This window comes from Gordonia sp. i37 (assembly GCF_002043085.1).
In the GTDB taxonomy this organism is placed as follows: domain Bacteria; phylum Actinomycetota; class Actinomycetes; order Mycobacteriales; family Mycobacteriaceae; genus Gordonia; species Gordonia polyisoprenivorans.
The window spans coordinates 1-10,627 of record NZ_MVPX01000432.1 but is presented as its reverse complement, the minus strand read 5'-3'; the positions used below and the strand labels follow the sequence as shown (position 1 = coordinate 10,627).

General features: G+C 66.1%; 12 protein-coding genes. 5 read left to right on the top strand and 7 right to left on the bottom strand.

The window, feature by feature from the left end:
- The first annotated feature begins 208 nt into the window (after positions 1-208).
- The gene (locus B1964_RS21485; RefSeq protein WP_079931215.1) at positions 209-1,339 is read left to right on the top strand and encodes an LLM class flavin-dependent oxidoreductase; all 1,131 of its coding nucleotides are present in this window, start codon (positions 209-211) and stop codon (positions 1,337-1,339) included.
- Here the strand turns inward: B1964_RS21485 and egtD are convergent.
- Positions 1,320-2,288 carry an L-histidine N(alpha)-methyltransferase gene (gene egtD / locus B1964_RS21480; RefSeq protein WP_079931214.1) on the bottom strand — a complete coding sequence of 323 codons (969 nt, stop codon included), beginning with the start codon at positions 2,286-2,288 and terminating at the stop codon, positions 1,320-1,322. The genes B1964_RS21485 and egtD overlap by 20 nt on opposite strands.
- Positions 2,285-3,556 (bottom strand): ergothioneine biosynthesis protein EgtB, encoded by a 1,272-nt coding sequence (gene egtB / locus B1964_RS21475; RefSeq protein ID WP_079931213.1) that lies wholly within the window; start codon positions 3,554-3,556, stop codon positions 2,285-2,287. The genes egtD and egtB overlap by 4 nt, the downstream gene beginning before the upstream one ends.
- A 175-nt stretch (positions 3,557-3,731) precedes the next feature.
- Between egtB and B1964_RS21470 the strand changes: the two genes are divergently transcribed.
- A complete protein-coding gene (locus B1964_RS21470) occupies positions 3,732-4,457 on the top strand; it encodes a Clp protease N-terminal domain-containing protein (protein WP_079931212.1) in 726 nt (241 codons plus the stop codon).
- 11 nt (positions 4,458-4,468) lie between these two features.
- Here B1964_RS21470 and B1964_RS21465 read toward each other — a convergent pair whose 3' ends face one another.
- Positions 4,469-5,002 carry a DUF5709 domain-containing protein gene (locus B1964_RS21465; RefSeq protein ID WP_006372396.1) on the bottom strand — a complete coding sequence of 178 codons (534 nt, stop codon included), beginning with the start codon at positions 5,000-5,002 and terminating at the stop codon, positions 4,469-4,471.
- 105 nt (positions 5,003-5,107) lie between these two features.
- On the opposite strand from B1964_RS21465, the gene B1964_RS21460 reads away from it, so the two are divergent.
- Positions 5,108-5,674 (top strand): hypothetical protein, encoded by a 567-nt coding sequence (locus tag B1964_RS21460; RefSeq protein WP_020172436.1) that lies wholly within the window; start codon positions 5,108-5,110, stop codon positions 5,672-5,674.
- 77 nt (positions 5,675-5,751) lie between these two features.
- On the opposite strand, the gene B1964_RS21455 is transcribed toward B1964_RS21460, so the two are convergent.
- Positions 5,752-6,180 (bottom strand): DoxX family protein, encoded by a 429-nt coding sequence (locus B1964_RS21455; protein WP_079931216.1) that lies wholly within the window; start codon positions 6,178-6,180, stop codon positions 5,752-5,754.
- 295 nt (positions 6,181-6,475) lie between these two features.
- On the opposite strand from B1964_RS21455, the gene B1964_RS21450 reads away from it, so the two are divergent.
- Positions 6,476-7,828 carry a M1 family metallopeptidase gene (locus B1964_RS21450; RefSeq protein WP_079931211.1) on the top strand — a complete coding sequence of 451 codons (1,353 nt, stop codon included), beginning with the start codon at positions 6,476-6,478 and terminating at the stop codon, positions 7,826-7,828.
- Positions 7,829-7,844: 16 nt separating this feature from the next.
- Here the strand turns inward: B1964_RS21450 and rfbC are convergent, their stop codons facing one another.
- Together rfbC and rfbA are read right to left on the bottom strand one after the other, a co-directional pair.
- The gene (gene rfbC, locus B1964_RS21445; RefSeq protein WP_079931210.1) at positions 7,845-8,465 is read right to left on the bottom strand and encodes a dTDP-4-dehydrorhamnose 3,5-epimerase; all 621 of its coding nucleotides are present in this window, start codon (positions 8,463-8,465) and stop codon (positions 7,845-7,847) included.
- A complete protein-coding gene (rfbA, locus tag B1964_RS21440; RefSeq protein WP_006372391.1) occupies positions 8,462-9,340 on the bottom strand; it encodes a glucose-1-phosphate thymidylyltransferase RfbA in 879 nt (292 codons plus the stop codon). The genes rfbC and rfbA overlap by 4 nt, the downstream gene beginning before the upstream one ends.
- A 104-nt stretch (positions 9,341-9,444) precedes the next feature.
- Between rfbA and rfbB the strand changes: the two genes are divergently transcribed.
- Positions 9,445-10,449 carry a dTDP-glucose 4,6-dehydratase gene (gene rfbB, locus B1964_RS21435; protein ID WP_079931209.1) on the top strand — a complete coding sequence of 335 codons (1,005 nt, stop codon included), beginning with the start codon at positions 9,445-9,447 and terminating at the stop codon, positions 10,447-10,449.
- Positions 10,450-10,467: 18 nt separating this feature from the next.
- Here the strand turns inward: rfbB and B1964_RS21430 are convergent.
- The coding region (locus tag B1964_RS21430; RefSeq protein WP_172398920.1) for a CGNR zinc finger domain-containing protein at positions 10,468-10,627 on the bottom strand (160 nt) is incomplete at its 5' end.

The following is a 10,627-nucleotide window of genomic DNA, read 5'->3' as shown; positions in this document are numbered from 1 at the left end:
CCCAGATCGCCTTGGACCAGCCGGAGGCCTTATGGTCGCGGAACAGGTCGGCAATGATGTACCACAAAACGATCAGATACGCGACGAACGCGAAGATGATCACCATCGACCACAAGAAGTTCCAGAACGAATCCCACATCGGGAGTGCTCCTTAAGAGATCAGAGTGCGTGGTCAGTTTTCTGACCGGAATCAGCATCTCACAAAAACATGAAATCAGACCCGCGAGACGGACAATTGACGACCAACGTCCCCAGTGGGCGCCGGTTCGGCACAATCGGTGAGGTGAACGTAGAACTCGGGCTCGACACCTTCGGCGATGTGACGGTCGATGAGGCCGGCGCACCGAACCCCGCGGCCCAGACGATCCGCGACCTGCTCGATCAGGCGGTTCTCGCCGACGAGGTCGGCGTCGACTTCCTCGGCGTGGGCGAACACCACCGCGACGACTACGCCGTCTCGGCGCCGGAAGTGGTGCTCGGGGCTGTTGCCGCGCGCACCACGCGGATCCGGCTCGGCACTGCGGTGACCGTGCTCAGTTCCGACGATCCGATCCGCGTATTCGAGCGCTTCTCGACACTCGACGCGCTGTCGTCGGGTCGTGCGGAGGTCATCCTGGGCCGCGGATCGTTCACCGAGTCGTTCCCGTTGTTCGGCTTCGACCTCGAACAGTACGAGGAACTGTTCTCCGACAAGCTTGATCTGTTCGCCCACTTGCGAACCGGGCGCCCGATCACCTGGTCCGGGACCACCCGCGCACCGTTGACCGATCAGACCGTCCACCCCCCACTCGAGACTCCCCCACTACCGACGTGGATCGCGGTCGGCGGCAGCCCGGAGTCGGTGGTGCGCGCCGCACGGTACGGCCTACCGCTGATGCTCGCCATCATCGGCGGCGATCCCCTGCGGTTCGCGCCGTACGCCGACCTGTATCGGCGGGCACTGGCACAGTTCGACAAATCGACCGATCTCCCGGTGGGCGTGCACTCACCGGGCCACGTCGCCGACACCGACGAGCAGGCCCGCGACGAATTGTGGCCGCACTACCGCACGTATGTGGCGCGAATCGGCGCCGAACGCGGCTGGCCCGCACCGACGCGCATCGAGTTCGACCGGTCGACCGGACCCGGCGGTTCGCTCTACGTCGGCTCACCGGAGACGGTGGCGCACAAGATCGCCCACACCGTTCGGGCCTTGGGACTCGATCGCTTCGACCTCAAGTACTCCCACGGCACACTGCCGCATCGTCCCATGATGCGCAGCGTCGAACTCTATGGCACCCAGGTCATCCCGCGGGTTCGCGAGATCCTGGGCGACGCCGTCACCGACGCGCGAGAGTGAGGGAGAAGTCCCCCATCGGGTCGGTCCAGCTCGTGACGGGCGCCAGTCCGGCGTCGGCGAGTTCGCCCTGCAGCACCGACAAATCGAACTTGGTGCTGATCTCCGTCCGGATCTCGGCACCGGCCGGAAGACGCCAACGACGTTGCAGGTCACCGAAGTAGGCATCGATGTCCCGGCGCGCCCGCAACCACATCTCGATGCGGTGGCGCTCGGGATTCCACCGGGCGATGTGGTCGAAGTCGTCGGCGTACAGTCCCACGGCGTCGAGGCCGGTACGCAGGACCTCGATCATGTTGCGATTGAAATCCGCTGTCACCCCGGCCTTGTCGTTGTAGGCGGCGACAAGCCGACCGGTGTCCTTGATGAGGTCGGCACCGAGGAGGAAGTAGTCGCCGGGTGCGAGGGTGGTGGCAAGACCGGTGAAGAACGCGCGACGCCCGTCGTCGTCGAAGTTGCCGATCGTCCCGCCGAGGAACACCGCCAGCCGTGCCCCGTCGCACGACGGTAGGACAAGCCCGGTATCGGTGAAATCCCCTTCGACCGGCCGGATGTCGATGCCCGGGTAGTCGCCGGCGAGGATGCCGGCGGATTCGGCGAGCATCTCGGCGCTGACGTCGACGGGGACGTAGACGAATTGGCCGGCCGGGCGATGGCCGATCCGCTGACCCGTGCGGGTGAACGCATCGAGGAGGAGTCGGGTCTTGGTCGATGTGCCCGAACCGAATTCGACCATCATCGCCGCGTTCGTGGCATCGACGATGTCGTCGGCGTGGTCGCGCAGGATGGCGGTCTCACGCCTGGTCGGGTAGTACTCGGGTAGCCGGGTGATCTCGTCGAACAGCCTGCTGCCGCGTTCGTCGTAGAGCCATTTCGTCGGCAGCACCGGCGGGGTGGACCACAGACCGACGAGAGCGTCGGCGGCCAGCGGCGTCAGTGTTTCGACGGTCACCGGGCGAGCCTCAGACCGGCGAACACCCAGCGCGACGGCGCCGGGAAGAAATTGCGGTACGTCACGCGCTCGTGGCCGCGCGGCGTGATGGCGGCCGCGCCGCGCAGAACATGTTGATCGCTCATGAACTTTCCGTTGTATTCGCCGACCGCCCCGTTCGCCGGGACGAACCCCGGATACGGAAGATAGGCACTCGAGGTCCATTCCCACACATTGCCGATCATCGCCGCCTCACCGGATCCGGCGACCGATCGGGGGTGACAACGACTCGGGTCCAACAACTCTGCGCGCTGGGCACCGAGCGTGGATGCGGCGGTCTCCCATTCGAATTCGGTGGGCAGACGGGCTCCGGCCCAGCGGGCGTAGGCATCTGCCTCGTAGAAGCTCACATGCAGCACCGGTTCACCGGGATCGAGCGGTCGCCGACCCGAAAGCGTGTACGTCGTCCACTGCCCGTCGTCGTCGCGGCGCCAGTAGCCCGGAGCCTGCCAGCCGGCCTGCCGCAGGTGCGCCCACCCGTCGGACAACCACAACTCGTGGCGCCGATAGCCGTCGTCGGCGATGAACTCCAGCCAGTCGGCGTTGGTGACCGGACGCTCGGCGATCTCGAAGTCCTCCAAGAAGACTCGATGCCGCGGGCCCTCGTTGTCGTAGGAGAATCCGGCTCCCGGATCGGCGCCGACCTCGGTGACGCCACCGGCGACCGAGCGCCATGTCATCGGCCCCGGCGCGCTCGGCGCATCGAGTTCGCGGTCGACGTAGATCGGGCCGGGCGTGAGCGGAATCGTCGAGAAGAGATGCTTGACGTCCATGAGCAGCAATTCCTGGTGTTGCTGTTCGTGATTGCAGCCCAGTTCGACGAGGTCGAGTGCGGCGTCGTCAAGGGCGCCACGCGTCAGGGCACTTTCCATCGCCGCGTCCACGTAGTTGCGGTAGTGGGTGATGTCGTCGACGCCGGGTCGGGTGACCAGGCCGCGATCCGGTCGCGGATGGCGTTCGCCGACAGCCTCGTAGTAGCTGTTGAACAGATAGCGATAGGACTCGTCGTACACCACATAGCCGGGATCGCGGCGGAGGATGAACTCCTCGAAAAACCATGTGACGTGGGCCCGATGCCATTTGGCGGGGCTGGCCTCGGTCATCGATTGCGGGGTCTGGTCTTCGGGCGACAACCGGTCGGCCAGCAGGTCGGTGAGCTCCCGGACTTCTCGAAAGCGTTGCGCCGGCGACTGATCGGTGTGTACGGAGATACGTTCGGTGATGCTCACTGGAGGTCCTCCCGTGGCGTGCGGACGCGGGGTTCATCGACCCCGCCCACTCCATCGTTCCCACGACTACGCCGACTGTCAACGAGGACATCTCTCGCATCCACCGTTCGTCCACTCCGTTCGTCGCCGTCAACTCATGGTTGACGCCACTAATGCGTCAACCTAGAGTTGACGCATGGACGACAACCCCACACCGACCCAATTGACCGGAGTCCGCCTCGACGACCTGATCAGCGCTATCCACAAGGTTCATGACGATCCGCTCGAGCAACTGACCGACGCCATGACCGCCGCCGCCCACCTCGGCGACGTCGGCGACAGCCTCATCGGACACTTCGTCGACCAGGCCCGCCGCTCCGGCGCGTCGTGGACGCAGATCGGCGCCAGTATGGGTGTGACGAAACAGGCTGCGCAGAAACGGTTTGTCGGCCGCAACCCGGCGTCCGACGAACCACATCCTTTCAGCCGCTTCACCCCACGAGCGCGCAACGTCATCTCGTCGGCGCACAATCGCGCGGTTGCCACCGGCGCGCACACCGTCGGCTCGACCCACCTGTCCCACGGATTGGCCACCGACCCGTCGTCGTTGGCCGCACTGGTACTCACCGCACAGGGCGTCGACCCGACGGTCTTGGCGGACACCAGCGCGCCCGTGGACACCGATCCCGCCGCAAATCCCGATGCCGACACCGTCCTGCCCTACGACGACGACGCCAAAGCGGTTCTCGAACAGACGGTTCGGACGGCGCTCGAACTCGGGCACAACTACGTCGGCACCGAGCACCTACTGCTGGCGCTGTTCACCGATCAGGCCGTGGGCGCACGCCTGCGCGCCGCAGGAGCCGATGCCGAGGCAACGAAGTCGGCTGTCGAAGAACAACTCTCGCAGCTGAAGACGTAGCGATCGAGATGTCAGTCCTCGTCGCCGACGACATGCACCGCAGCCTCTTCGGCGCTGGCGCCCGCCCCGTCGATCCCGCAGTCGGTGGCGACGGCCTCGGCCTCGTCGTCGCGGTAGTCGCCGGCGTCGGGCGCCAGCAATCGACCGGCGCGACGCCCACCCACCTGGTCGGCGTCCTCGACGAACTCGTCGTCGGCGTCGGATTCGTGCGACCGCCAATCGCGTCGCTCGTCGGCGGCGATGTCATCGAGCGGATCACTCGCCCCGACGTCGGGCTCCTCCTCGGAGAGCTTCTCGTCCAGCGTCTCGCCCTCGCGCATCTCCTGCGCGGTCAGCCCGTGCACGGCACCCTTGGGCGCGTAATCCGGCGGGGAGTAGCCCTCGTCGAGGACGTCGTCGACGCCACGATCGTCGAGCGTGTCCTCGGGTTGCAGCTGATCGTCGGGGTCGAGGCTGTACTCGCCGTCCGAGCCTTCGGGGGTGCTGTCGTTCTCGTAACCGCTCACACTTTCACGATGCCAGGCCACGCGACCGCGGGCCAGCATGCCGGGCCGAACGAGGTCCTTCGGCCCCGCACCGAATGCCCGAGCATGGTTACGTCTTTGTGAAACAGATCACGTTCCGGTCCGAATTCGGCGACAATATCGACTGTGATCGAGGAAATGCAGGAGGAAGCCCGCTCCTTGCTCTCCGCGGGTGAATACGGACATGCGCTGGCCGAGTTCTCGGTGCTGCGCGAGATCCGGTCGCGACGTGAGGGACCGTACTCGCCGATGTATCTGTCCAACCTCCACGACTCGGTGCGCTGCATGTCGCACCTGGGATTGTGGGCCGACGCCACGCCGCTGTGCCGCGAGCTGCACGGCAAGTACGTGCGCACGCACGGGCGCGGCGAATCCGACACGGTCGACGTCGCCAAGCACTGGGCGTGGGCACTGGTGCACCTCGCCGACTACCCGCCCGCGGTCCGCCTGTACCTGCTGACCGCCGACGCCCTCTGGGACGTCGACCGCGACCAGGCCCATCGGCTCCTCGGCGCAGCGTTGGCCCACCGCCACGACCTCGACCCCGAAGCACTGGTCACGCCGGGAACCATCGACGGGGTGGGTTTGCGCCACCCCGACGACGTCCTCGCCGACCTCGGCGATCTGCGGTCACGACTGCCCGCCGACGACCCGCCGTTCACCTGCACGACGATCGACGGGTTGGTGGCCTGAGGTCGTTCATCACGGTCGTGCCGAGCGACGCATTCGCCGGTGTCCTGCACGGACATCCCGTCACCCGATCGTGCCGATCAGACCTCGACCGCGCGCCCACCCCGACGACGCCGGAAGACGTAGCTGTCCGCCGCGAAGTGTCCGGCGTTGGCGAATCCCACGGCCAGCAGCGCCGCGATGAGCGCGAGCGGGAACTCGTAGCCGCCGTCGTTGCTCCAGAATCCGTGATCCCAGTGAACCGTGGCAATCGCGCCGATCATGTCGATGACCAACAGGATCGACACCAGCGGTAGCAGCAGCCCGAGAATGAGCAGGATTCCGCCGACCAGCTCGACCCACGCCGCGTAGTACGCCGAGAACTCCGGCCAGGGGACGTTCACCGACTTGAAGAACGCCGTGGTGGCGTCGATTCCGTTGGTATGAAGCTTCTGCCAGCCGTGCATGATGAAGACATAGCCCAGGATCACCCGGGCTGCCAGGAGTGCGATGCCGCGAAGACCGTTCATGTGCCACTTCCGTTTCTCGATCCGCCACGTCATGGCGGGGCGTTGCTCTGACCGAACCCAAGATATACGGACCATGGTCCGCTTACAATTGCGGCACACCGGCATGCGATGCCCACCGACCCCTCGACGGGTACTCTGAGTTTCCGCACGGTCGGTGCTCGAACAGGTGGCCCGACACGCGATCGTCACCCGGTCGAGTCCATCGCAATCAGCCCGTGACCGACCCGCGACGCCCGCGTGCCCGGAGAACCGGACCGACCATGTGACACGCCACCGAGGACGAGGGAGATGTTGAGTGCGGGGAAAGTCGGTCAAGGCATCGCGACAGCCCCTCCTCGGATCACCCGCCGACGAACTGGACCCGTACCTCCCCGACAACGGGAACCTCGGCTACCGCATCTCCCGATACGACCTGGAACTCGAGTACAAGGTCGCCAGTAACCGACTCGAGGGCACCGCGACGCTCACCGCGACGTCCTACGTCGCCCTCCAGCGCTTCACCCTCGATCTCGCCGGAACGCTGAGCGTCTCGCGCGTCACCGTCGACAACAAGCGGGTGCGCTATTCGCACCGCAACAAGAAACTCTCGATCACCCCGGCCGCGCCGATTCCGCCGGGCGGCGCGATGACGATCGTGGTGCGCTATCACGGCTCACCGCGGCCGATCCGCGGCGCCTGGGGTGAGGTCGGCTGGGAAGAACTGACCGAGGGTGCGTTGTGCGCCAACCAACCCAACGGTGCGGCGTCGTGGTTCCCCTGTGACGACCATCCGCTCGCCAAGGCCACGTACCGGATCGCGATCACCACCGACAGCCCGTACTACGCCCTGGCCAACGGCGTCCTGGAATCCAAACGCGTACGCGCGGCCCAGACCACCTGGGTCTATCAACAGGTCGAGCCGATGTCGACGTATCTGGCGTCCATCCAGGTCGGGCCCTACAAGAAGGTGTCGTTGGCCACCAAGCCGATTCCGGTCGACGCGGTGCTCCCGCCGCGACTGACCCGCAATCTCGACATCGACTTCGGCCGGCAGGTAGAGATGGTCGAGGCGTTCGTCGAGATGTTCGGCCCGTATCCGTTTCCGCGGTACACCGTGGTCGTCACCGACGATCCGCTCGAGATCCCCATTGAGGCGCAGAGCTTTTCGACATTCGGTGCCAACCATTGCGACGGCACCTCGCGCTCGGAGCGACTGGTCGCCCACGAACTCGCGCATCAGTGGTTCGGCAACTCGGTGACGCTGGCGCGGTGGCGCGACATCTGGCTGCACGAGGGATTCGCCTGCTACGCCGAGTGGTTGTGGAGCCAGCGCTCGGGAGGCCGCAGTGCCGACGAGTGGGCCCGGCACTACTACGCCAAGCTCGCCGCGAGTCCGGTGCGCGTCGCACTCGCCGACCCCGGACCGCGAAAGATGTTCGACGACTGGGTCTACAAGCGCGGAGCCATCACGCTGCACGCTCTGCGACTGACCATCGGCGACGGGAACTTCTTTGCCCTGCTGCACCGCTGGACCGACAAGTACCGGTACGGATCGGTGACCACCGAGGACTTCATCGCCCTCGCCGCCAACTTCTCCCCGACGCCGTTGCAGGATCTGTGGCAACGGTGGTTGTTCACCCCGGAGCTACCGGTCTACCCCACACCCTGAACGCCGTTGCGTGAGATCACTTCTCGCGCAGCACGCGCACGTAGTCCTCGACGTCGTCGAACTGCGGCAGCAGACCGGATGCACGTGCGGCACCCAGACCCGGGGCCGCGGTGTCCTTCGCGGACAGTTCGTAGACCAGTGGACTGCCGTCGCGGGCGAACCTCGGCCAGTCGATCCCGAGTTCGGGGTCCATCGGGTTGATCCCGTGTTCGGCACCGGGGTTGTAGCCCGTCGAGCACAGGTAGGTGACGGTGGAGTTGTCGGCGAGCGCGCAGAAGGCATGGCCCAGCCCCTCCGACAGATACACCGCGCGGCGGTCGACGTCGTCAAGTAGGACGGTGTCGTGGGTACCGAATGTCGGTGAGCCGACTCGGATGTCGACGATCACGTCGAGGATCGCGCCGGTGGCACAGGTGACGTATTTGGCCTGTCCGGGCGGGACGTCGGCGAAGTGCACGCCGCGCAACACCCCGGCCGCCGACACCGACAGGTTCACCTGCGCGAGGTCGAAGCGGTGCCCGATGGTCTCGGCGAGGACGTCGGCCTTGAACGCCTCGGTGAACACCCCGCGCGCATCGCCGTGCAGTACCGGGGTCAGCTCCCAGGCACCGGCGATCGAGAGTTCTCGGACCTTCATGCGAATCCCTTTCCGCGGGCGAGGATGTCCAACAGATAGTCGCCGTAGCCGGACTTGCGCAGTTGCTCGGCCCGGGCCGCGAGCTGATCGTCGTCGAGATATCCACGACGCCAGGCGATCTCCTCGGGCACCGCGATCTTGAGTCCCTGCCGTTGTTCGACGGTCCGCACGAAGTTACCCGCATCGAGCAGCGAATCGAAGGTGCCGGTGTCGAGCCAGGCGGTACCCCGCGGCAACACCGTGACCTTGAGTTTGCCGCGCTGCAGATAGTGGTCGTTGATGTCGGTGATCTCGTATTCTCCACGCGCACTGGGCCGTAACCCCCGTGCGATCTCGACGACGTCGTTGTCGTAGAAGTACAGACCCGGAACCGCATAGTTGGATTTCGGTGCGGCGGGCTTCTCCTCCAACGAGATCGCCGTTCCCGACTCGTCGAACTCGACGACGCCGTAGGCACCCGGCTCGGCGACCCAGTAGGCGAAGATCGCCCCACCGTCGACGTCGCCGAATCCCTGCAACTGCGAACCGAGTCCGGGACCGTAGAAGATGTTGTCGCCGAGGACGAGGGCGACCGAATCGCCGCCGATGTGCTCGGCGCCGAGGGTGAACGCCTGCGCGAGTCCGTCCGGCGACTGCTGCGTCACGTAGCTCAGCTCGACGCCGAATTGACTGCCGTCGCCGAGCAGCCCACGGAAGGCGTCGGCGTCGGTGGGGGTGGTGATGACGAGGATCTCCCGGATGCCGGCGAGCATCAGCGTCGACAGCGGGTAGTAGATCATCGGCTTGTCGTAGACGGGAACCAGCTGTTTGCTCACCCCCTGCGTGATGGGGTGGAGGCGGCTGCCGGTGCCCCCGGCCAGGATGATCCCGCGCATGGGTGCCAGGGTAGCGGGCCGAAGTCGGACTCTCTCGGTATCCTCTACAGCGTCATCATCGTCTGCATCGTCATCTGTCTCCGACACCGAAGGGCTCGACTCACATGCGCGTGCTGGTCACCGGGGGCGCCGGATTCATCGGCGCGAACTTCGTGCTGCGCACCGTCGAGAATCGCCCCGACGCCCGAATCCGGGTGCTGGACAAGCTGACCTACGCCGCCAATCCCGCGACTCTCGAGCCGGTCGCCGACTCCGTCGAGCTCGTCGAAGGCGACATCGCCGACGCCCCGCTGGTCGAACGGCTGGTCGCCGACTCCGACCTCGTCGTGCACTTCGCCGCCGAATCGCACAACGACAACTCCCTGGCCGATCCGTCGGCCTTCGTGCAGACCAACCTCGTGGGCACCTACACCCTGCTCGAGGCGGTCCGCCGACACCGGGTGCGCTACCACCACATCAGCACCGACGAGGTCTACGGCGACCTCGAACTCGACGACCCGGCACGCTTCACCGAGCAGACCCCCTACAACCCGTCGAGCCCCTACAGCTCCACCAAGGCCGGCAGCGACCTGCTCGTTCGTGCCTGGGTGCGCTCGTTCGGCGTGGCCGCGACGCTGTCGAACTGCTCCAACAACTACGGGCCGTATCAGCACGTGGAGAAGTTCATCCCGCGTCAGATCACCAACGTCCTGTCCGGGGTGCGGCCCCGCCTCTACGGCGACGGACGCAACGTGCGCGACTGGATTCACGTCGACGACCACAACGACGCCGTGTGGACCATCATCGACGCCGGCCGTATCGGCGAGACCTACCTCATCGGCGCCGACGGTGAGGTCGACAACCGCACCGTCGTCGAGACCATCCTGGAGTTGCTCGGGCAACCGCGCGACGCGTTCGACTTCGTCACCGATCGGCCCGGCCACGACCGCCGCTACGCGATCGACTCCACGCGGTTGCGCACCGAATTGGGTTGGCGGCCACAGTATGTGGACTTCCGCTCCGGACTGGCGGCAACGATCGACTGGTATCGCGAGCATCCCGACTGGTGGCGTGCGGCCAAGACGAGCGCCGAACAGAAGTACTCGGTCACCGAGAAGATCCTGGGATAGCCCGACGCGCGGTCTCGGTCAGCTCCCGGCCTGCGCCTGCTGATGCCGTCGCGCCTTGGTGCGGTTGCCGCAGATCGCCATCGAACACCACCGCCGCGTCCCCGAACGGCTGGTGTCGAGATACCAGAGCACACACTGCGGGTGCTGACATTGCCGAATCCGGTCGGGCACCCGCGCC

Coding starts and splice junctions, on each gene's coding strand:
- B1964_RS21485 (WP_079931215.1), top strand. CDS start 209: ATGAAATCAGACCCGCGAGACGGACAATTGACGACCAACGTCCCCAGT.
- B1964_RS21470 (WP_079931212.1), top strand. CDS start 3,732: ATGGACGACAACCCCACACCGACCCAATTGACCGGAGTCCGCCTCGAC.
- B1964_RS21465 (WP_006372396.1), bottom strand. CDS start 5,002: ATGCTGGCCCGCGGTCGCGTGGCCTGGCATCGTGAAAGTGTGAGCGGT.
- B1964_RS21455 (WP_079931216.1), bottom strand. CDS start 6,180: ATGAACGGTCTTCGCGGCATCGCACTCCTGGCAGCCCGGGTGATCCTG.
- rfbC (WP_079931210.1), bottom strand. CDS start 8,465: ATGAAGGTCCGAGAACTCTCGATCGCCGGTGCCTGGGAGCTGACCCCG.
- rfbA (WP_006372391.1), bottom strand. CDS start 9,340: ATGCGCGGGATCATCCTGGCCGGGGGCACCGGCAGCCGCCTCCACCCC.
- rfbB (WP_079931209.1), top strand. CDS start 9,445: ATGCGCGTGCTGGTCACCGGGGGCGCCGGATTCATCGGCGCGAACTTC.